The following is a 23,221-nucleotide window of genomic DNA, read 5'->3' as shown; positions in this document are numbered from 1 at the left end:
CTATGTGTCGCGGAGATGATAAAGATACTCAAATTAAGCCTTTGCGGATTCGGCCAGACTCCATGCCTTGGCTTGCAACGCCTTGGCACGATCGTCGTATTTCGAGTCAACCAACTTCATCTCATCGTCGGTCACATCTTTAAATTCACTTGTAATCAGTTCACGCGCACGGTCCGCAGACAAGGCCAGGATTGCGCCAAATTCGTCGTATGCCAGTGCTGCAAATGCTTCTACGGTCTTGATACCAGCCAGACCCAGCTTGCCGGCGGTGATGCGATCCATGCCTTCCAGATTCACCAACGCCTCGTCCATGCCTTCCAGACCCTCTTCCGAAGCAATCGCTTCGGTCACGAGCGCATCACGCGCACGGGTACGGAGTTCATTGACGGTATCTTCGTCAAACGATTCGATTTCCAGCATTTCGGAAATTGGCACGTAAGCGATTTCTTCCAGACTGGCGAAACCTTCTTCCACCAGAATATCGGCCACTTCCTGGTCGACATCGAGCTTTTCCATGAACAGGATGCGCACGGCAGCCGTTTCCTGGGCAGCTTTGTCGGCCGATTCTTCGGCCGTCATGATGTTGATCTTCCAGCCGGTCAGGTCCGAGGCCAGGCGCACGTTCTGGCCGGAACGGCCGATCGCGATTGCCAGGTTTTCTTCGTCCACGACGACATCCATCGCGTGTTTTTCTTCATCGACCATGATCGACGACACGTTCGCCGGCGCCAGTGCGCCGATCACGAACTGCGCCGGATCTTCCGACCACAGCACGATATCGACGCGTTCGCCGCCCAACTCGCCGGTCACGGCCTGCACGCGCGAACCGCGCATGCCGACGCAAGTACCGATCGGGTCGATGCGCTTGTCGGCCGTGTAGACGGCGATCTTGGCGCGCACGCCGGCATCGCGGGCCGCGGATTTGATTTCCAGCATGCCTTGCTCGATTTCCGGCACTTCCAGCTCGAACAGCTTCATGATGAATTCCGGCGCGGTGCGCGACAGAATCACTTGCGGGCCGCGCATATTGCGGTCGATGCGCAAGATGTAGGCACGCACGCGGTCGCCGATACGCAGATTCTCTTTCGGGATCATCTGGTCGCGCGGCAAACGCGCTTCGATCTTGCCCGATTCGACGATGGCGTCGCCGCGTTCCATGCGCTTGATGGTGCCGGTGACGAGCGAATCGCCGCGTTCCAGGAAGTCGACCAGGATCTGTTCACGTTCGGCGTCACGCACGCGCTGCAGGACGACCTGTTTGGTATCCTGGGCGAAACGGCGGCCGAATTCAACGGATTCGATCGGTTCTTCGATATGGTCATCGACTTCGATATCGGGAATCTGTTCTTTTGCCTCGAAATGCAGGATCTCCTGATCCGGCAATTGCAGGCCTGCTTCATCGGGCACCACGTGCCAGCGGCGGAACGATTCGAATTCGCCCGTTTCGCGGTCGATCGAAACGCGGATGTCTACCTCACCCTCATACCGTTTCTTCGTGGCTTGCGCCAACGCGAATTCGAGGGCGCCGAAGACGACATCTTTATCGACGTTTTTTTCGCGCGCCAGCGCGTCAACCAATAATAAAACTTCGCGGCTCATGCTTTGCGTCCCTTAAAAACCACCTGCGGCACCAAGCGTGCCTTATCCACATCGGCGAGCGTAAACTCCAACATCGCCGGACCATCCTTACCTTCAAATTCCAACGACAATTTATCGCCCACGGGTTCTTGCAAGATCCCCTGGAACGATTTCCGGTTGTTCGTACCCGGCATCGCCACATTCAGCTTGACGATGATTTCCTGGCCTGCGAAACGGACAAAGTCTTCCAGCTTGCGCACCGGACGATCGAGACCCGGGGAAGAAATCTCGAGACGCTCGTAAGGAACGTTCTCTACCGTCAACACATGCGATAACTGGTGACTGACCGTGGCACAGTCTTCGACCGTGATCGGACCTTTTTCAGCGGCATCGGCGGCGCTGAAATCAATAAAGACGCGCAGCAGCCCGCGCTCGGCACGTTCGACATCAACGAGCTCATAGCCCAGACCTGTAACTGTCTTTTCAATTAATCCCAACTGCTGCAAGAAATTCTCCAGAAATAAGGCCCGTTTTCGGCATGACAGCGCCGCAATGAGCGCCGACAACATGCAAAAACACGCATTCAAGTCATATATGGCCCCTTGCGGAGCCATGACAAACGGTTCAACAAAAAAAAAATGGGCATCTGCCCATCTTCTTGTATTTTCCCAACCAGATGAAAGCACTCCCCACCAAACAACCCTGCGGAGAACTTTTATTAGGCTGCAGATTATAACCTCTTATTAACTTCGCCGCAATGCCGCACACGAGGAGCGGCCCGGCTTACAACAGTTACAAGAGTGCGCACCCGCGGCAGATCAGCGGGCGCGCAAGAAGAAACGCTTCCCGATCAACCTTTGCTGCGGCGGCGCGGCATGCCATCCATGCCGCCGCGCGGCTGGCCGCCGGAACGTGCTTGCCCACCGGCACCACCGCCGGCATTGCGGCGCGGACCCGTGTTGGCGAAGCCGAATGCCGTTTGCAGCGGATCGGGCTGGCGCGGACCGCGCTGCGGCGCGCGGCCTTCGCCACCACCGGCCGGACGTCCCTGGCCTGCCGCGCGCGGCGGACGGCCCTGGCCTTGCGGCGCGCCTTCGAACGATGCCGACGAGCGCGGCTGACCACCCTGGAACGGACCTTGCGGCTGGCCGCGGCCCGGACCACGCGCTTCGCCTGGACGGCCGGCGCCGCCCGGGCGGCCCTGGCCTTGCGGACGGGCAAACTGGCCTTGCGGCTGGCCACGGCGCGGCGCGACGGGGAACGGGTCGGCGTTGCGGTTGCTCACGTCGATGCGGTTGCCATTCGGCTCGTCATCGCGGCTGGCCTTGCGCGCTTCGCGGCCCTTGGCGGCGCCAGCGGCACGGGGGTCGCCCGATGCCGGCATTTTCTTTTCGATGCCGTAGGCGGTCAGCAGGTCGCGCACGGTGTTTTCATCCATCTCTTCCCAGCGGCCGCGTTTCAGGCCGCTCGGCAGGGTCATGGCGCCGTAGCGGGTACGGATCAGGCGCGAGACGGTCAGGCCGATGGCTTCGAACATGCGGCGCACTTCGCGGTTACGGCCTTCGCCAATCACCACGCGGTACCACTTGTTGATGCCCTCGCCGCCGCCATCGGCGATCTTCGAGAACTGCGCCAGGCCGTCTTCCAGCTCGACGCCGGCAAGCAGTTTCTGGCGCATGCCCTCTTCCAGCTCGCCCAGGGTACGCACGGCGTACTCGCGGTCGATGCCGTAGCGCGGGTGCATCAGGCGGTTGGCCAGGTCACCGGATGTGGTAAACAACAGCAAGCCTTCCGTGTTGAAGTCGAGGCGGCCAACGGCCAGCCATTTGCCCGCCTTCATGGTCGGCAGGCGGTCGAACACGGAGGGACGGCCGTCGGGGTCGTTGTGGCTGACGATTTCGCCGGCTGGCTTGTGGTAGACCAGCACGCGCGGCGGCTTCTTGCTGACGCGGCGCTGGATCAACTTGCCGTTGATGCGCACATGATCGCTCGGCAGGATGCGCTGGCCGATGTGGGCCGGCTCGCCATTGACGGACACGCGGCCCGAAATGATCAGGTCTTCCATGTCGCGGCGCGAACCGAGACCGGCTTCGGCCAGCACTTTATGCAGCTTCGGCGCATCGTCGTCGGACGTCAGGTCGCGGCGCACGGCCGCTTTCTGCACACGGCCCGTGCCGCCTTCTTCGCTGTCGAACGCGTCGGAAGTGACGAACGAGAACACGGCGTCAGCGTCGCTGACCTTGCCTGGCGCAGCCTGGCGGCCCTTGCCCTTTTTACGGCTCTTGCCGGCATTCTTGCCGGCGCCCGGCACGTCGTTGCGGGGACCGCGCGGCAGGCGCGGACCGGAGACGAGGTTGCCTTCGGCATCGAACACATCGGCGACAGGCGCGGCAGCCTGTTCGGCGGCCGGTGCTGCTGCAACGGCTTCGGCGGCCTGCGGCGCTTCGGCGCGCGGCGGCTGGCGCAATGCGCGTTCGGCCTGCACGCCGCGCATCTGGCGCGGACCACGGGTCGGGCGTGCTTCGGCCGGCTTGTCAGCGACGGCTTCCGGCGCCGTTTCAGCGACGGCGGCAGCGGCCTTGGCGGCGGCGCGGGCGCGCGGCGGACGCGGCGCCGGGGCGGCAACGGCTTCGGCAGCCGCTTCAGCGGCGTCGGCCACGGCCTTCAGGGCCGGCTTGGCGCGGGTTTTCTTGGCGGCGGGCGCAGCTTCAGTTTCCGCAGCGACGGCGACGGAGGACTCAGCAACTGAGTCGGCGGCCACGTCGGCTTTCGTGCGGCGCTTCGGCTTGGCGGCGACAGCGTCGCCAGCCGTGCCTGCGGCAGCCGCGTCGGCTTCGATCTGGGCCTTGGTGCGGCGCTTGGGCTTGGCAACGATGGCTTCGTCGCTGGCGGTTACTGTCTCGGGTGTGTTCGGATTATTCATTCTTCGTTTCTTGGCTGTGCTGACCTGGCGCAGCGTCAACCGTTAGTTCTGGCGCAGGGTCGTGAGTGTAGGCTTCGTCCGTGGGCGAAGCATCGGGGCCGGCATCAAGGCTTGCTGTCACATCTACATCTGTCACAGCCGTATTGCTACCTGCACCAAGCTGGGGGACAAGCTCATTGCTTGCCTTGTCAAAATTTTCCTGCAGGGCCGCTTCCAGGGCTTCAAGCCCGTTGCCCTGCATCTCGCTGATTTGCTGCAAAGGCGGCAGCTGGGACAGCGATTGCAAACCCAGATCATCCAAAAATTGCTTGGTGGTGGCCAGCAAAGCCGGCCGTCCCACCACGTCGCGGTAGCCGATGGCATCGACCCAGCCACGGTCTTCCAGCATCTTGATCGTCTGCGAATTGACGGCAACGCCGCGAATCTCCTCGATATCGCCGCGCGTCACCGGCTGGCGGTAGGCGATGATGGCGAGGGTTTCCAGGGTCGCCCGCGAATACTTGGGCGGCCGCTCGGGCGTCAAACGGTCGAGATACATCTTCATTTCCGGGCGGCTTTGAAAGCGCCAGCCCGAAGCCAGACTGACGATCTCGATGCCGCGCCCTTCCCACTCGTCGCGCAACTCTTCCAGCAATTGCTTGATCGTGTCGGCGCCGACGCCGACACCGCGCACGCGACCATTCTCGTCCGCATCGACGAACAGCTTTTTCAGGCTGTGGATCGTCAGCGATTCACGAGCGCACAGCAACGCGGTTTCGAGGACTTTTTTAGCCTCAATTGTATTCATAGCAATTCTGTGCGGATGTGTGTTGCAATTCGTATGCAGAGAAAGAAATCAAAAACGTTCATTTCAACGTAACAGAGGGCAGACATCGATGATGACGCCGTGCTGGGTTACTAGTTGAGGCTGTTTTTCCGACGCCTTGGCCGATGCGCGCAAAGCGGGATTAAAGCGGATGCAGTGAAAGTCCTGCCATCCATGGTGCTGGCCTTAAATAACCAGCAATGAAACGCACTCCGGAGCAGCTGCTTTTCCCGTGGCGGCGAACCAGCCAGACAGGAGAGCGACAGTCGTCGTTTCATCCAACGATGCCAATTGTACCTGATAAAAAGCGGAAAAGCGCAAAACCGGGCAAAACACGCGTTTTACCCGGCCCTGGCGCGACACATCGCCCGCACCTCGCGCATCACAGGGAGGCGAGTTTCTCCGAGAGAATGGCCGATGCGCCCAGGAAAGCTGGGTACTGCGCCGTGATGACGAAGGTCGGCACTTGCGAGACATAATTGGCGAAGCGCCCCTTGCGCTCGAAGCGGGCGCGGAAACCGGAGCGGTCGAAACGCGCTCCCAGGCGTGGCACGATGCCGCCGCCGATATAAATGCCGCCCAGCGCGCCCAGGGTGACGGCGACGTTGCCCGCCACCGTGCCGAGCATGCAGCAGAACGCTTCGATGACGTCGTCGCACAGCTGGGATTCGCCGGCCAGCGCGCGGCGCGTGATCTCCGCCGCCGGCAAGGCTTCGGCCGGCACGCCCGCGCGGTCGGCCAGCGCGCGGTAGATCAGTTCCAGGCCGTCGCCGGAAATCAGGCGCTCGGCCGAGACGTGCTCGTATTCGCGCCAGGCAAATTGCAGAATGCTCACTTCCGTTTCATTGAACGGCGCAAAGCTGACGTGACCGCCTTCGCTTTGCAGGGCGATCCAGCCGCCGTGCGAAGGAATCAGGCCTGACACGCCCAGGCCCGTGCCGGCGCCGATCAGGCCGATGGCCGTGTTCGGACGGGCCGTGCCCGCACCCACCTGGTGCTTCTGCTCGCTCGACAGCTGCGGCAAGGAACGCGCCAGGGCCGTGAAATCATTGACCACGTCCAGGGTCGTGAAGCCGCACTCTTCGCGCATGGCGCGGATCGAGAACGACCAGTGGTGGTTCGTCATGCTGAGGAAGTCGCCGTCGACGGGGTTGGCAATGGCGATCACGGCATGGCGCACGGCTTGCCCGCCTGCGGCAGCGATGTGCGGCAAGGCCAGATAGGCCTGCAGGGCCGCGGACAGGCTCGGGTAATCGGCACAGGGCAGCACTTCGACCAGGGTGATGTGGCCGGCGGCCACTTCCAGGGCGAAACGGGCATTGGTGCCGCCCACGTCGGCCAGCAGGCGCGGTCCATCGGCAAAGGCGGAAGTCGGCAGTACGGGAGAAGACGAAGCGCTCATGATTTTAAATGATGAAGTGGGACGCATGGGACGCCAAGCTTAAAGGATGAATGCGCCCGGAGGCAAGCAAAGTTTGTAGTTTAAGTACATCAAAACCAGCCTTTATTGGTAGTTCCACTCCAAATGCAACAGAGCAGTAAAAAGTTACCTAAAAACAATGGATAATAGTAAGCACCCACCCTCGCCAGGCGCGTGACAACCATGCTGCATAGCAGCAGGAATCGGGCTTGAAGGAGAGTATGCCGCAGTTTGCGCAAAGCCGCTTCGTGCAGGACGGCGGCCAAGCGGCGCCGGCATCGTGGCGGCCCGGCGCGGCTGTTTTCGTATTATTACTACCGGTTTTTACGGCTGGCGTGGCGCGCGGGCGACAGCGCGATTCAGGAGGGCAAGCCTTCGCCCAGCAGGCTGGCGGGCGCCGGCTGGTCCGAGCGGTAGGCGGCGTTCCACGCATCGAGGCCGCCATGCAGGGGCTTGGCCCGGTGAAAGCCGTGCTGGTGCAGCAGCTTGGCCACTTGCGCGGCCGTCACGTCGTTGGGGCAGCTGCAATACACGATGATGTGGCGGTCCTTGTCCATGGCGATCATGGCGGGCACCGGCTCCTTGCCATTGAAGAACAAGGCGCCCGGCACGGCCGGCTCCAGCGCCTGCGCCGTGGCGCTGCGCGCGTCGACCATGAGCGGCTCTTCGCCCTGCTCTATGAGTTCGAGCAATTCATCGATGCCGATGCGCTCGATCTGCAAGGCCTGGCGGAAACGCCGGCGTTCGAGGAATTTGTACAGCAGGAACAAGCCCAGCAAGGCGGCCAGCATCAGCAAGGCCGTGCTGCCCATGGTGCTGAGCAAGTCGAGCACCTGCTGCACGCTGGCGTGAAAGATCACGCCAACGGCGATGCCGGTGCCGCTCCACAACAAGGCGCCCAGACCCGCATACAGGAAGAACAGGCGCGGCGGCGTGCCCAGCGCACCCGACATGGGCGCGGCAACGGTATTGAACCCCGGCACGAATTTGGAGACGATCAGGGCTTTCGGACCCCAACGCTTGAATTTATCTTCCGTCTGGCTGACACAGTAATCGGGCGACAGCGAGATGCGGCACAGCAACCGCAGGATGCGCTTGCCGAAATGGCGGCCCGCGCGGAACCACGTGAAGTCACTGATCAGGCAGGCGCCCAGGGCGGCGGCCAACACCAGCCCCCCATTCATATCGCCATCGACGGCCAGCGCCCCCGCCACCACGAGAATGGGGAAGGCGGGAATCGGCAGACCGAGCTGCTCCACCAGCACGATGCCAAAGACAATCAGGACACCGTAATGTTCGAGCAGATAAATGAGGTTGGGCATGGCCGCTATCTTACCGTAAAAAGCCCCCTACAACTGCACGCCCTTCGGTATGGCACTCAATAGGGTGCGCGTGTACGGATGCACGGGATTGCGGTACAGCTCGTCCGAATCGGCCAGTTCCACCACCTGCCCCTTGTGCATCACCATCACCTGGTCGGCGATGTATTTAACGACGGACAAATCGTGCGAGATGAAGATGTAGGACAAGCCGAATTCATCCTGCAAGTCCTGCAGCAGATTGAGCACCTGCGCCTGCACCGACACGTCCAGCGCCGACACGGATTCGTCGCACACGAGGATTTCCGGCTGCATGGTCAGGCAGCGGGCAATGGCGATGCGCTGGCGTTGGCCGCCCGAGAACTCGTGCGGATAGCGGTGGAAGGCCTGCTCCGGCAAGCCGACTTTATCAAGCAGCCAGTAGGCCTTGGCGATGCGTTCCTGGTCCGTCGCGCCGATCTTGTGGATGCGCATGGGTTCCAGCAGGATCTGTCCCACCGTGAAGCGGGGGTTCAGTGATGCGTAGGGATTCTGGAAGATGATCTGGATGCGGCGTTTATACGGCAGATACTCCTTGTTCGGCATGGCGATCAAATCCTTGCCGTGGAACATGGCCGTGCCGCCCGTTGCTTGGTGCAGGCGCAGCAGGGTCAGGCCCACCGTCGTCTTGCCGGAGCCGGATTCGCCCACCACGCCCAGGGTTTTTCCGCGCGGCAAAGTGAACGACACATCCTTGACTGCCTGGAATTCGCGCTTGCCGAACAGGCCCTCGCGCGTATAAAAGCTTTTACTTAAATTATTGACCACCAGCACCGGTTCGTCCCCCGGCGTATAGCCGCGCGTGCGCTGTTTCACCTCGACGCCGGGGCCGGCCTTGCCTTCCATATAATCGGCAATGACGGGCAGGCGCCATGGGCGCTCGTCCAGCGAGGGGCGGCAATGCAGCAGCGCTTTCGTGTAACTGTCTTGCGGCGCTTCGAATACCTGGCGCACTTCGCCCGTTTCGCGCACTTCGCCATGGCGCATGACGATCACCTGGTCGGCGATCTCTCCTACCAGGCCCAGGTCGTGGGTGATGAAGAGCACGGACATCTGGTGTTTCTTTTGCAGCGCCGCGATCAGGTCCATGATCTGCTTCTGGATCGTCACGTCCAGCGCCGTCGTCGGTTCGTCGGCGATCAGCAGTTTCGGTTCGCAGGCGATCGCCATGGCGATCATCACGCGCTGCTGCTGGCCGCCCGACATCTGGCTCGGGTAGGCGTCGATTTTCGTGGCCGGATCGGGGATGCCCACTTCTTCCAGCAGCGCCAAGGTGCGCGCGCGCGCCTGCTTGCGGTTCATGCCCATGTGCTGGCGCAGCACTTCGGCGATCTGGAAGCCGACCGTGAACACGGGATTCAAGGACGACATCGGCTCCTGGAAGATCATCGAGATATCCTTGCCGCACATGGTGCGGCGCTCGGCGATCGACAGTTGCAGCAGGTCGCGCCCGCCGAAATGGATGCGCGATGCGGGATCGATGATGGTGTTATCCGGCGGCAGCAGGCCCATCACGGCCAGGGAGCTGACGGACTTGCCGCTGCCCGACTCGCCCACCAGGGCGACGGTGCTGTTGCGCGGCACGTTGAACGAGATGCCCTTGACGGCTTCGAACGTGGTCTTCTTGTCCAGGCGGAAGGTGACGCGCAGGTCGCGCACTTCCAACAGGTTATTCTGGTCCATGAGCAACTCCTATTTCACTTTGGGGTCGAGCGCATCGCGCAAGGCATCGGTAAACAGCGAGAACGCCGTCACCAGCACGGCCATCGCCGTGGCGGCGGCCGTCAGCTGCCACCATTTGCCCAGGATCAGTTCATTTTGTGCCTCGTTGAGCATGCTGCCCCACGAGACGGTGCCCACCGGCACGCCAAAGCCGAGGAAACTCAGGATCACTTCCGCCTTGATGAAGCCCACCACGAGGATGGACATCTGCACCAAGGCCACGTGGCTGACGTTGGGGAAGATGTGGGAAAACATCTTGCGCCAGTGCGAGGCGCCGATGGCGTCGGCCGCCATCACGTATTCGCGCGCCTTGTGCTTGATATATTCGGCGCGGATCAAGCGGTACGGCCCCGTCCAGCCCGTCAACCCCAGGATCAGCACGATGGTCAGCACGCCCTTTTGCTGCAAGACCGCTGCAACCGTCAAAATCATCAGGATCGAAGGAATCGAAGTAAAAATGCTGTAGAACCAGTTGAAGAAATCATCGACGATGCCGCCGAAGTAACCGGACACGGCGCCGAACAAGGTGCCCAGCACCACGGCCAGCAAGGCGGCCACCAGGCCCACGACGATCGACGTTTCGCCGCCCTTGATGGTTTTCTGCAGGATGTCGTGGCCCCACTTGTCGGCGCCGAACGGCAGTGTCGCCGCCTTGTGCGCGATCAGCTTTTTCGTCTTGCCCATGCCGGCGCGCAAGGCCGTCAAGTCGTCGGCCAGCGGGTCGGTGACGCCGTACATCTCCACGCCGGCAGAAGGATTGCTGCCCATCTGCGCGCGCAGTTCGGCGATGTCGTCGGCCAGCGGGTCGAGCACGTTGACGGGAGTGGGCGCGCTGCGCTCGTCGGCCAGGGGAATGGCGCCGTCGGCGGCACCGGCCGCGTCCTTGTCGGCACCGACAAACGTGGGCGGCGCATAGCTGACGGCCACTTCGTCTTCCCAGTTCGCCGCCACCAGGCCGCTGGCGGACGCCAGCACCAGCAGGAAAAATGCGCCGACCACGGCCAGCGATACCATTGCAATCTTGTCGCCGCGCAAACGGCGCCACGCCAGGGCCCACAGGCCGGGCGATGTATGAGGTTTCGACATCGTCTCTTTCTACTTCAGTTGTACGCGAGGATCGACCGCCTGGTACAGCAGGTCGGTGAGCAGGTTGAAGAGCATGGTGGCGGCGGCAACATACACGGTGATCGCCTTGATCACCGGAAAGTCGCTGCGCTCGACGGCCAGGATCACCTCACGCCCGATGCCGGGAATGCCGAAGAAGCGCTCGAGCAGGAAAGCGCCGATCAGCAGGGCCGGCAAGTTCGACATCACATAGGTAATGATGGGAATGCCCGCGTTGCGCAGCACGTGGACCCACATGATGCGGCCTTCCTTGAGGCCCTTGGCGCGCGCCGTGCGCACGTAATCCTGGTTCGCCTCGTCCAGCACGAAGGTGCGGAACAGGCGCAGGGTCGGCGCGATGGACACGGCCAGGCCGATCAGGATCGGCAGGGTCGAATAGCGCAGCAGGTTTTCCCAGAAGCTGTCGCCCCAGCCCTGCACGGGGAACAGGCCCAGCTTGTAGGCGAAGCCGTACTGGAAGACGATGATGTAGACGAGGATGGAAATCGACATGCCCACCGTGCAGGCGATCATCACCATGCGGTCCGTCAGCGAACCGCGCACGAAGGCGATGGCCAGCGCCAGCGCCACGCCAAAAAACGTTTCCAGCACGGTCAGCGGGATCAAGACCATCATCGACGGGCCCAGGCGCGAGGTGATGATGTGCGACACGGACTCGCCGGTCGCCCAGCTCTGGCCGAAATCAAACGTGACGATCTGCTTGATGAAGATCCACAGTTGCACGTAATACGGCTGGTCGACGCCGAGCTGGCGGCGGATATTGGCGATGCTTTCCGCACTGGACATCTTGCCGGCCAGGATGTAGGCGGGGTCGCCGCCCACCCAGTTGAACAGGATAAACACCAGCAGGACGACGCCCAGCATGGTGGGCAGCATCTGCCACAGGCGGCGCAGGATATAAGCAAACATAATGATTCCTTGTCGTTATAAGCTGCGCTTACTTAGCAGCAGGGGCCGGAGTAGCTACCGGCGCGCCCGTGCTGTCGATATCCATATACGCCCATTCCTGGAACAGGATAGGGTGCTTCTTGTAACCGAGCACCGACTTTTGCGCCAGCATGTTGCGGTAGCGCGCGTAGCCGATCAGGGCGCCCGCATTGACTTCCAGACGGCGCGCCATCTTGTGGAACAGCTCGTCGCGCTCGGGGCTGGCCGGCATGGCCTGGCTGGCCGCGTACCATTTGTCGTACTCGGGGTCCTGGTAGCAGCCGTTGTTGTTCTGGTGCGTGTTCGGGCCGTAGAACAGCTGCATGAAGTTGTCGCCATCCGGATAGTCGGCCAGCCACGGCGCCGTGCGCGTCTGCATCTTGCACTGCTTTTCCGTCTTTAGAATGTCGGAAAAGATCATGCGGTCGTTTTCCATGCGGATGCCCAGCGAGTTGTAGGTCTTGCGCCACATTTCCGCCTGCAGCACGCCATTGGCTTCGTTGCGCGACGCGTAGCGGATCAAGAGCGGCTTGCCATCCGGCAAAGTGCGCCAGCCGTCGGCTCCCTTCTTGTAGCCGAATTTATCCAGCAATTTATTCGCCAGCACGGGATCGTATTGCAGCAGGGATTTGTAGTGCGGATCGTAGCCGACCACGCCCGGCGGAATCGGATAGTCGAGGCGCTTGGCCTGGCCATTCCAGATGATGCGGATTTCCTCATCGATATTGTGCGCCATGGCAATGGCGCGGCGCAGGGCGATCTTTTCCTTGCTGAAGCCACCCAGGGTCGGGTCTTCCATATTCCAGTAGTAATAGCTGATTTCCGGGTCCAGCAGGCGCGACAGTTGCACGCCCTTCTCCGCCAGCTCGGGACGCAGCTTGCCGTTGAGCAGCGCCTTCGGCGCCAGCGGGCCATCGAGCCAGAACACGTCCGTGCCGCCGCTCTGGAAGGACAGCCAGCGCGACTGGTCTTCGATCATGACGGAAATTTCGATGCGGTCGATGGCGGGAATGCGCTTGCCCTGCATCTGGCGCACGATGCGCTGGTCGTCCGGGTCGTCGCCGGCCATGAAATTCCACGTCTCGGGCAAGTGCTGGGGGTTGCGGTTCAGGACGATGCGGTTGCCGCGCGTCCACTCACCCAAGGTGTAGTAGCCGGTGCCGACCGGGTTGGAACCCACTTCGCCCTTCACGTCGCCGTATTTGTCCACCACTTCGCGCGCCACGGCGGCCGTCGGCACGTAGGCGAGGATCATGGGGAAATTGAAATCGGTCTTGGTCAGCGTGATGCGCAGGGTGTACGGGTCAAGGATTTCCAGGCCCGCCACCTTCTTGCTGTAATCGAGCTTGTTCGACTTGGCCGCGTCCTTCGCCAGGTCGTCCAGGCCCACCACCTTGCCTTCGAACAGCCAGTTGTGCGGCGACGCCAGGCGCGGGTCGAACAGGCGCTTCCATGAGTACACATAGTCGGCCATCGTCAGTTCGCGGCGCTTGCCGCCGAACGCCGGGTCGGGCGTATACAAAATGCCTTTTTTCAGGCGGATGGTATAGGTCTTGCCGTCGGCCGACACTTCGGGCATGGCGGCCGCGGCGCCGGGCACCACCTTGACGGGGCGCGCCAGGTAATCATAGGTGTACAGGGTGTCGAAGACGGCCTGCGTGATGTGGTTCGAATACAGGTCGCGCGCGGTGGCCGGGTCAAAACCCGTCTCGGCGGCCGGCAGGATATAGCGCAAGGTTTTCACCGGCGCGGCCGCAGGGGCAGGGTTGGCATCCGCAGCAACGGCGGCCAGCGGCAGGGTGGCCAGGCAGGCGAGCAGCGCCACGCGCCGCATCCATGGTGACTTCATGTAATACCCTTCATCTCGATTATCTGTCGCACCGTATTGGTGCGCTTGTACTGGCTTCCCCCTGGGATACAGGATTCCACCGCCAAAACCAGTCCATCCTCGCAAGATCTATGCCTTGCTCATCGCCAGCCGGACCTGCAAGCAGGCGAGCCGGAAAAAGGCGTAACGATAACGCATATTCCGTTCGCCGGGCGAAAAGCCGCAGCACTGGCGTGGCGTGCAGCCACGCTCACCCGCCTCGCCGGGAAAATCTTCCGCAGCGCAACAAAGACAGGTCGCCGCCATGAAAAACCGGCCTGGCAGTAACCCTTACGGCCTCGAATGACAACCGTTTTTATCGCAGTACGGAAAATACGCATCGCAGTGCAACATTGAAATAATTGCAAATATTGAAACATACCAACATTATAAAAAACACTGTTGTTTCCATGCTGAAAGCGGGTGTGTGCGCGTTGACAAGGTTTCTCGACAAATGGTCTTATCCATCACGACGGCTCACACGATATGCCGTTTGATCCATAGCGATTGCCGACGCAGCAATCTTTATTACCCTGGCAAAGCTGTGCCGCACAAAGGCCGGCCGAGCATACTTTCGGAGTTCTGAGAATGATGATGGAAACAGTGATGTCCCGCTCCGTGCGCCTGATTTTTTCGGGTAGCGTAGCAGCGCTCAGCCTGGGCATGATGGCTGCGCCGGCACTGGCGCAAGACGCCAATGTACAACGTGTGGAAATTACCGGCTCGAGCATCAAACGGGCTACGGCCGAGACCGCGTCGCCGGTACAGGTCATCACCCGCGACGACTTGATGAAATCGGGCAAGGCCACCGTCGCCGAATACCTGCAAACCCTGACCGCCGATGGCGCCGGTTCGCTGCCGACGGGTTTCGGCAACGGCTTTGCCGCCGGTTCCACGGCCATCTCGCTGCGCGGCCTGGGCGCCACCTCGACCCTCGTCTTGCTCAATGGCCGCCGCATGGCGCCGTTCGCGCGCGCCGACGACGGCCAGAAGAGCTTTACCGACCTCTCCACCGTGCCGATGCAGATCGTCGAGCGCATCGAAATCCTCAAGGATGGCGCATCGTCGACCTACGGCGCGGACGCCATCGCCGGCGTCGTCAACATCATCCTGCGCAAGGACTTCGAAGGCCTGACCTTGAAAGGCGACACGGGCATCTCCGGCGACAGCGACGCCAAGCAGCACCGCGCCTCGCTGACCTTCGGCAAGGGCAACCTGGATACGGACAAATTCAACTTCGTCCTCAACGCCGAGTACACCAAGTCGGACATGCTGATGAACAGCGACCGCGCCGGCCGCAAATGGATAGGCAAGGCCGACCTGCGTCCATACGGCTACGCGATCAACACCCAGTTCGCCGGCGGCTACATCAATGGCAACAACGATGCCAATGCCGCGCCGACGGGCCTGATCCGCGACCCCGTCACCAACAACTATGTGTCGCTGCCCGGCTGCGCCAGCTTGTCCGTGTCTTCACCGCAAGATCCAAAGGGCGGCTGCCTGTGGCACCACGACCAGTTCCGCTCGATGCAGCCGAAGATCGAATCGATCAACCTGTACACGCGCGGCACCTGGCAAGTCAATGCCGACACCCAGGTGTACGCGGAAGCGGGCTACTCGAAGCGCGATACGGCCTTCACCCTGATACCGCCATCGATCACGCCGACCATCGCCTTCCCGCCGAACGCCACCAGTCCGACGGGCGTCGTCAACTACGGTTCCGGCGCCGGCACCACCATCGTGCTGGCCGCCAACCACCCGCAAAATCCGTATGGCGTGCCGGTGCGCGTGCGCTACCAGGCTTTCGATGTGGGTGCCAGCACGCGCCAGGCCAACAATGAGTTCAACCGCATCGTGCTCGGCGTCAAGGGCAACGCCATGGGCTGGGATTATGATGCCGGCTATACGCATTCGGAATCGAAGCTGCACCTCGATTACAGCAACATGCTGAACATGGCCGTCGTCAAGGATGCCCTGGGCAATCCGAACAGCCAATATTTCCCATACTACATCGGTGCGCAGGCGGGCAAGAATCCCGCCTCGCTGTACGCGGCCATGGTGACGAACGCCACTTCCGATTCCACCACCAAGCTCGACATCATCGACTTCAAGGCCTCGCGCGAACTGATGCAGTTGCCAGGCGGCGCGCTGGGCCTGGCCGTGGGCGCGGAACACCGCCGCGACAAGCTCGACAATCCATCGCTGTCGGGCACGCAAGACGGTTCCATCAACTCCAGCTATGTGGCGGCCAAGGGCGACAGCAAGGTCTCGGCCGTGTTCCTCGAAGTGCTGGCGCCCGTCATCAAGACGGTGGAGCTGTCGGGCGCCTTGCGTTACGACAAATATGACCGGTTCTCATCGACCACGCCGAAACTGGGCGCCAAGTGGACGCCGGTGAAAACCTTCGCCGTGCGCGGCACGTATTCGGAAGGCTTCCGCGCGCCGGGCCCTGCCGAAAGCAACGCCAATTCGCAATCGACGGGCACCTCGACCGTGAGCGATCCCGTGCGCTGCCCGGGCGGCACCCGCTTGCCGGGCGCCAATGCCAGCGACTGCGAACTGCAAGTGGCGGCCGTCAAGATCGGCGACCCGAGCCTGAAGCCGGAAAAGTCCAAGGGCTACACCCTGGGCCTCGTGTGGGATCCGTTCAACGATACCAGCCTGTCGCTCGATGCCTGGAAGATCAAGCGCGAAAACGAGATCAACCCGCTGCCGTACAACGAGGCGGCCGCCCTGCCGACGGCCGTCCGCGCCGACAACAACCTGACCATCAATGGCGTGGTGGTGCCGAACACGGGGACCTTGCTGATCACCAAGGCGCCGTACCGCAACTCCAGCTACACGGAGATCAAGGGTATCGACCTGGACGTCAAGCAGCGCGTGCGCCTGGGCGACTACGGCCGCGCCACCTTCGGCCTGACCTGGACCCACATCGCCTCGTGGGTGCGGGCCGAGTCGTCCACCGTGCGCTACCAGTTCGCCGGCACGCATGGCAATTGCGATACCTCCAACTGCGCCGGCACGCCGAAGGACAAGATCAACCTCACCGGCTCGTGGGACCTGGGCAACTGGAACGTCAGCGGCGTGCTGAACTACCGTTCGGATATGAAAAATATCAAGTTTGAAGGCGATCCTTGCGCCTCCAAACTGGCCAACGGCACGCCGGCGCCGAACGGTTGCAAGCTCGCCTCGTTCACCACGCTCGACCTGTCCTCGCGCTGGAACGTCAACAAACAGTTGCAATTGTTTGCCTCGATCAACAACGTGACCGACAAGATCGCCCCACTCGACCCGCTGACCTACGGCGGCATGAGCTACAACCCGATGGATGCCAGCGGCGCCATCGGCCGCTACTTCAAACTGGGCGCCAGCTACAAGTTCTTCTAAGCTGATAACCGTATCCCGACGCAAGGCGGTGAGCAATCACCGCCTTTTTTTTCGTCCGCGACTGTGGTGCAAGGTACTCATCCACCCGTCCATTGCGACAGCGCAAACCTTCCCTGCTGCGCGCCTGTAAAACTCCCTTGCAGGCCACTCGGCCAAACCTACGCCACAGGAGTGTAAGATGACGCAAACCCGCAGTCCCTCCCCTACCTTGCGCCTGTTGTGCGCAGCCTTGCTCGGCGCGTATGGCCATGCGGCCATGGCGCAGAACACCGGCGCCGCCGGCGAGCCTCCCGCCCTGCAGCGAGTCGAAGTCACCGGTTCCTCCATCAAGCGCCTCGTGTCGGAAACGGCGACGCCCCTGTCCATCTTCAAGGCCGAGGATTTCGCCAAACAGGGCCTGACGACAGCCCAGGAGGTGCTCAGCAAGATTCCCTCGAATGCGTCAAGCATGGGCAGCGGCAATGCCGTCGGCGGCAATACCAGCGGCTTGCCCACGGGCGGCCAGGCCAGCGCCGACTTGCGCGGCCTGGGCGGCGACAAGACACTGGTGCTGCTCAACGGCCGGCGCATCGCCAACCATCCGTATGACGGCGCCAGCGTCGACCTGAACATCATTCCGATTGCCGCCCTCGAACGTGTCGAAGTGCTGCGCGACGGCGCCTCGGCCATCTACGGCACGGACGCCATCGGCGGCGTCATCAACTTCATCACCAAGCGCTCCGTCAACGTCACCAACATCACGGCCGAAGTGGTCGCCCCCGAACACAAGGGCGCCGGCGAGCACCGCCTCAACCTGTCGACGGGCTTCGGCAAGCTCGACACGGACGGCTACAATATTTTCGGCGTGCTCGACTACCACAAGCAAAACGTGCTCACGTCGCAGGACCGCGATTTTTCCAAGACCGGCATCATCCCCTCGCGCGGGCTGTCCATTACCAGCGGCACGACTTTCCCCGGCAATTACTTCGATGCGGCGGCCAACGGGGGCGACGGCCTGGCCGGCAATCCCTACGCGGCCAGCGGCTGCCTGCCCCCCTTGTCGGTGGCGGCCGCCAACGGTACCTGCCGCCAGGACTACACGCGCCAGATCGACGACTTGCCCGCACAGGAACAGCTGGCCTTCTTCGGCAAGGGCGCCTTCAAGCTCGGTGGCGGCCATTTGGCAACGGTGGAATACCTGCATTCGGAAAACAAGGTGAAGGCACGCACGGCGCCGCCGCCGCAAACGGGCCTGATTCTGCCCATCAGCAGCAAATACTATCCGGGCAATGCCGGCGGCGTACCGGCCCAGCCGGGCTTGTCGGGACAGCCGCTGAGCGTCAACTGGCGCCCCGTGGAGGCGGGCCAGCGCCAGATCGATTCGGATGGCCAGGCAGATCGCCTGGTGCTGGCCCTCGAAGGCGAGCTGGCCGGCTGGGACTATAAGACCGGCCTGAGCCATGCCATCAGCAAGTCGTCGGAGCAATTCACGAACGGCTATGTGCAGGATGCGGGCTTTGCCGCCGGTGTGCTGAACGGCATCCTCAATCCCTTCGGCGTGCAGGATGCGGCCGGCAAGGCTTACCTGGACAGCACCGCCCTGCGCGGCGAGGTACAGAACGCCAGGGTCACCACCACGGGCTTCGACATCAAGGGCAGCCGCGAACTGACGCAGCTGGCCGGCGGCCCGCTGGCGCTCGCGCTCGGTGGCGAAGTGCGGCGCGAAAAGGCCGACTTCAACGTCAACCGCGACATCGCCGGCCAGGCCGCCAGCTCGGGCCTGTCCGGTTCGCTGTCGAAGAGCGGTTCGCGTTCCATCGAAGCTGTCTTCGGCGAAGTCAACTTACCGCTGATCAAGGACCTGGAAGTGCAGCTGGCCGCCCGCTTCGACCATTACAGCGACGTGGGCAGCACCACCAATCCCAAGCTGGCCCTGCGCTACCAGGCCAGCAGCGCGCTGGTGCTGCGCGGCTCGGCCAGCACGGGTTTCCGCGCGCCTACCTTGTTTGAAAAGAATGCGCCGCCGTCGAAGAACGATACCAACGATACCTACGACGACCCCATCCTCTGCCCGGGCGGCGTGCCGCAGCCCGGTGCCAATCCCCTGCGCGATTGCGACTTGCAGCAATTCAAGCTACAAGGGGGCAATGAAAAGCTGAAACCGGAAAAATCCACGACCTTTGCCGTCGGCCTCGTGCTCGAACCGGTCAAGGAAGTCACGCTTGCCGTCGATTACTGGAACATCCACCTGAAGGACAAGATTTCGTCGCTGCCCGAGCAATCGATCTTCGGCAACTACGAAAAGTACAAGGCCTTGTTCCTGCGCAATCCCGATGGTTCGCCCTACGCCATCCTGGACTTGAACGACAACCTCGGTGAAGTGAAAACGGACGGCATCGACGTCAGCCTGAATGCGCGCCTGGCCCGAGGCGCGTATGGCGATGTCAGCGTGTCGGTCGATGGCACATGGACCCACAAGTACGACTACCAAAATGAGCGCGGCGGCGCCTTCATTGCCAACGTGGGCCGCTACGCGGACAACAATCCCGTGTTCCGCTGGAAACATACGGCCGCGCTGAACTGGCGCATGGGCAACTGGGGCGCCACCGTATCGCAATCGTTCAAGTCCGGCTACACGGATCAGAATCTGGTCGAGCCGCCATACCGCCACGATGTGCCGTCCTACAGCCTGCTCAACGTGTCGGGCAGCTATGCGTGGAAAGGCTTGCTGCTGACGGCCGGCGTGAAAAACCTGTTCGACAGGGAACCGCCATTCTCGAACCAGGGCACCTTGTTCCAGAAAGGCTATGACCCGCGCTACACGGACCCGGTCGGGCGCGCCTGGTACTTGCGTGGCAGCTATACGTTTTAAGGGGAATTTTCAGGTCAATAGATAAAACAGGCAGCGCCGGCAACAGCGTGCCAGCAACAGAAAAGCGGCGCCATCAGCGATGATGTGCGCCGTTTTATTTTACGCATCTGAGCAAGGCTGACAAGGGTTCACGATACTTTATTGCTGAAGGATTACAAAAAAAACAGGGGAATGTTGCATTTCGTCCAAAAAGTCCGCGTGAAATTGACAATCTGAATCGTGAATGTTTTGATGAGGGCCCAGAAAATTTACAGAATTTTCATTGGTGGATTTTCAAAAAGGCAAATAAATTGTTGGCAAGCAACAAGTTATTTCAAAATAATTGCCGCCTTTATCACAATAACAAGGAATTTCAGATGATGATAGAAAATGTAATATCGCGGTCGCTGCGCCTGATGTTTGCAGGCGGCATGGCCCTGAGCATGCACGCCGCGTATGCGCAAGAAACAACAGATGGCACCATGCAACGCGTGGAAGTCACGGGTTCGAGCATCAAGCGCATCGCTTCCGAAGCGTCGCTGCCGGTGCAGTCGTTCAACCAGAAAGACATCAAGAAAACCGGCGTCACCACGGTGACCGATTTCATCCAGCAAATTCCTGCGATGCAGGGCTTCTCCGTGGCCGCCGATTCGGTGGGCGGCGGCGGCGGCGGCGTCACCACGGCATCGATCCACGATATCGGCGCAGCCTACACGCTGGTGCTGCTGAACGGCCGCCGTATCGCGCCATCCAATTCCGGCACCACCATCGACCTCAATTCGATCCCCCTGTCGGCCATCGAGCGCGTGGAAGTACTGACGGACGGCGCCTCGGCACTGTACGGCGCCGACGCCATCGCCGGCGTAGTCAACTTCATCCTGAAAAAAGGCGCATCGCCGCTGGAAATCAATGCCAAGTATTCGCGTCCTGAAGAAAAAGGCGGCGCCAGCAACTCGATCTCGATCAGCAAGGGCTTCGGCGATATCGACGAAGACGGCTACAGCATCTTCGTGTCGGCCAGCCATGACGAACAAAAATCGCTGAAGGCTTCACAGCGCAGCTTCGCGAAAAGCGGCATCATCAATTTCAACGATCCGAAGACCGGCAAGGCGCTGCAATTCATCAACGGTTCCTCGCGTTCGGCACCTGGCAATGCCACGGTCGATTACAACCGTACCGATGCGAACGGTAACGTGGTCATCAATCCAGAGACCAACAAGCCCTTCGTCGACAACGTCAATCTGAATCCGTACGCACTGGCCCATGGCGGCAAATGCGCCGCCAGCAACATGGATTTCTATGGCGACGGCAACTGCTATTTCGATTCGCCATCAACCATCGAAATCAATCCCGAATCGAAGCGCGACGCCATCTTCAGCTCGGGTACCGTCAAACTGGGCAAAACCGGCTTCCAGGGTTTCTATGACCTCGCCTACACGGAAGCGCGCGTCGTCGCCAGCATCGCGCCGTACCCGGCCGATTTCTCCGTCGATGTCGGCTCACCGCTGTTCAACAAATATCTGGCGCCGAACCTGACGCCGGCGCAGTTGGCCAACGCCACGGGCGCCGTCGCCAAATACCGCCTGTCGGAAATGGGCAACCGCGTGTACGACTACGGCACCAAGGCCACCCACATCGTCGCCGGCATCGATGGCAATGCATTCGGCTGGGACATCAACTCGGCCGTGACGTACTCGAAAAACAAGCAGACGCAGAAATACGTCAGCGGCTTCCCGCTGGCCGACAAATTCGACGCGCAAGTCGCCGCCGGCAATATCGACCCATTCGCCTACCCTGTGGGTTCCATGCCGGACGCCATGCGTCAGGCACTGCTGGGCACGGGTTTCAGCGGCACCTACAACACGCAAACCGTGGAAATGAAGGGTATCGACGGCCGCGCTTCGCGCCCTGTGTTCTCGCTGCCAGGCGGCACCGCCATGCTGGGTGTGGGCGCCGACTACCGCAACACCTCGTACAAGGTGAAGCAGGCCGACGTTGCCAAACAGGCGCAGATCCTGTTTGACAATGCACAAGTCGACAGCGAATACGCGCGCGACAATGCCGGCGCCTACGCCGAGCTGATGATGCCAATCTCGAAAAAACTGGAAATGACCGGCTCGCTGCGTTATGACCAGATCGGATCCATCGACGACAAGCTGACAGGCAAGACGGTAGGCAAGAAAGAAAACGCCACCACCTGGAAAGTCAGCGGCAAGTATTCCGCGACCAAGAGCCTGATGTTCCGCGCCGCTGCCGGCACCGGCTTCCGCGCCGCCAGCATGCAGGAAATCGCTGGTCCACTGGAAGACTGGGGCGTCACGGGCGGCAACTACCAATGCCCATTGACGGCAGCGAACGGCATGGGCGGCCACCCGCTGGCCAGCTACTGCAGCGGCGTCGGACGCCAGCAGTTCGAGGCCTTCCAGGGCGGCAATCCTGAGCTGAAACCGGAAACGTCGAAGCAATGGAGCATCGGTACCGTGTTCGAGCCGATCGACAGCCTGTCGATGTCGTTCGACCTGTGGAACGTGGAAATCCGCGACCAGGTCACGGCGGTTTCGGAAGGTCTGATCTTCAACAATCCTGCCAAGTACGCCAACCTGTTCACCACCAAGCACATCAGCTCGACGGGCAAGGACGTGCTGGCCATCAAGCTGCTGCCGATTAACATCGGCAAGGTAGAAAACCGCGGTATCGACTACGACTTCACCCACAAGATGAAGCTGCTGGACGGCCGTCTGACGAGCCGTCTGATGGGTACCTACCTGCTGCGTTCGCGCTACACGACGCCGGGCACCGATGATCAATGGGAAACCAGCCTGAATCGCTACGGTTCGAACGACAAGGTCAGCTTCCGCAACATCATCCGCGCCACCACCTCGTATGAGACGGCCAAGTTCACGCATACGCTGAGCGCCAGCTACCGCAACGGCTATACGGACAAGGAACAGACGGCTGACGATTGCGCCGTGATCGTGGCCGGCAGCCCTGGCGAATGCTATGGCATCCAGCTGGAAGTGCCGAGCTACACCACCTTCGACTTCCAGACGGCTTACCGTCCGCTGAAGAACGTGGAAATCACGGGCGGCATCCTGAACCTGTTCGACCGCAATCCGCCGTTCACCCTGCGTAACACGGGTTCGCATCAAGTAGGCTACAACCCATCGTACTCGAGCGCCCTGGGCCGCCAGTTCTACCTGAGCGGTTCCTACAAGTTCTAAGCTTCCCGCAAGCTGAAAACAGAAAAAGCCCGGAAAGCTTAGCTTTCCGGGCTTTTTT

The 23,221-nt window shown here is 61.5% G+C and carries 13 protein-coding genes; 3 read left to right on the top strand and 10 right to left on the bottom strand.

Annotated elements, in window-relative coordinates; all coding sequences use genetic code 11:
- Nucleotides 1-33 precede the first annotated feature (33 nt).
- The 10 genes from nusA to ACQ4W4_RS13655 all read right to left on the bottom strand — a co-directional run bounded on the left by nusA (nucleotide 34) and on the right by ACQ4W4_RS13655 (nucleotide 13,707).
- Nucleotides 34-1,599, bottom strand: coding sequence for a transcription termination factor NusA (gene nusA, locus ACQ4W4_RS13700; protein WP_070222358.1), 1,566 nt, complete (start codon nucleotides 1,597-1,599; stop codon nucleotides 34-36).
- A complete protein-coding gene (gene rimP / locus ACQ4W4_RS13695) occupies nucleotides 1,596-2,084 on the bottom strand; it encodes a ribosome maturation factor RimP (RefSeq protein ID WP_071325130.1) in 489 nt (162 codons plus the stop codon). Before rimP ends, nusA begins: the two co-directional genes overlap by 4 nt.
- Nucleotides 2,085-2,428: 344 nt before the next feature.
- Complete coding sequence (rluB, locus tag ACQ4W4_RS13690; protein WP_436542463.1) at nucleotides 2,429-4,501, bottom strand: 23S rRNA pseudouridine(2605) synthase RluB; 2,073 nt, start codon at nucleotides 4,499-4,501, stop codon at nucleotides 2,429-2,431.
- Nucleotides 4,494-5,288 (bottom strand): SMC-Scp complex subunit ScpB, encoded by a 795-nt coding sequence (scpB, locus tag ACQ4W4_RS13685; RefSeq protein ID WP_034760153.1) that lies wholly within the window; start codon nucleotides 5,286-5,288, stop codon nucleotides 4,494-4,496. The genes rluB and scpB overlap by 8 nt, the downstream gene beginning before the upstream one ends.
- A gap of 400 nt (nucleotides 5,289-5,688) precedes the next feature.
- A complete protein-coding gene (locus tag ACQ4W4_RS13680) occupies nucleotides 5,689-6,708 on the bottom strand; it encodes a glucokinase (protein ID WP_070219236.1) in 1,020 nt (339 codons plus the stop codon).
- Between the two features lie 377 nt (nucleotides 6,709-7,085).
- On the bottom strand, nucleotides 7,086-8,048 hold the full coding sequence (locus ACQ4W4_RS13675) for a VTT domain-containing protein (RefSeq protein ID WP_070219237.1): 963 nt from the start codon (nucleotides 8,046-8,048) through the stop codon (nucleotides 7,086-7,088).
- Nucleotides 8,049-8,075: 27 nt separating this feature from the next.
- Nucleotides 8,076-9,767: an ABC transporter ATP-binding protein gene (locus ACQ4W4_RS13670; RefSeq protein ID WP_436542462.1), complete on the bottom strand. Its 1,692-nt coding sequence runs from the start codon at nucleotides 9,765-9,767 to the stop codon at nucleotides 8,076-8,078.
- Between the two features lie 9 nt (nucleotides 9,768-9,776).
- Entirely contained in the window at nucleotides 9,777-10,892 is a 1,116-nt protein-coding gene (locus ACQ4W4_RS13665) for an ABC transporter permease (protein WP_436542461.1), read from the bottom strand.
- 9 nt (nucleotides 10,893-10,901) lie between these two features.
- Entirely contained in the window at nucleotides 10,902-11,840 is a 939-nt protein-coding gene (locus tag ACQ4W4_RS13660) for an ABC transporter permease (RefSeq protein WP_070219240.1), read from the bottom strand.
- A 28-nt stretch (nucleotides 11,841-11,868) separates the two neighbouring features.
- On the bottom strand, nucleotides 11,869-13,707 hold the full coding sequence (locus ACQ4W4_RS13655) for an ABC transporter substrate-binding protein (RefSeq protein WP_436542460.1): 1,839 nt from the start codon (nucleotides 13,705-13,707) through the stop codon (nucleotides 11,869-11,871).
- 624 nt (nucleotides 13,708-14,331) lie between these two features.
- On the opposite strand from ACQ4W4_RS13655, the gene ACQ4W4_RS13650 reads away from it, so the two are divergent.
- From ACQ4W4_RS13650 to ACQ4W4_RS13640, 3 genes are all read left to right on the top strand, one after another.
- Nucleotides 14,332-17,112, top strand: a complete 2,781-nt coding sequence (locus tag ACQ4W4_RS13650; protein WP_436542459.1) for a TonB-dependent receptor — start codon at nucleotides 14,332-14,334, stop codon at nucleotides 17,110-17,112.
- Nucleotides 17,113-17,290: 178 nt separating this feature from the next.
- On the top strand, nucleotides 17,291-19,963 hold the full coding sequence (locus tag ACQ4W4_RS13645; RefSeq protein WP_436542458.1) for a TonB-dependent receptor: 2,673 nt from the start codon (nucleotides 17,291-17,293) through the stop codon (nucleotides 19,961-19,963).
- A gap of 356 nt (nucleotides 19,964-20,319) precedes the next feature.
- Nucleotides 20,320-23,163, top strand: coding sequence for a TonB-dependent receptor (locus tag ACQ4W4_RS13640; RefSeq protein ID WP_436542457.1), 2,844 nt, complete (start codon nucleotides 20,320-20,322; stop codon nucleotides 23,161-23,163).
- Nucleotides 23,164-23,221: the final 58 nt, after the last annotated feature.

Source organism: Janthinobacterium glycogeni (assembly GCF_051380725.1).
Lineage (GTDB): Bacteria > Pseudomonadota > Gammaproteobacteria > Burkholderiales > Burkholderiaceae_D > Janthinobacterium.
The sequence above is the reverse complement of the archived record's forward strand: the minus strand, read 5'-3'. Positions and strand labels throughout refer to the sequence as shown.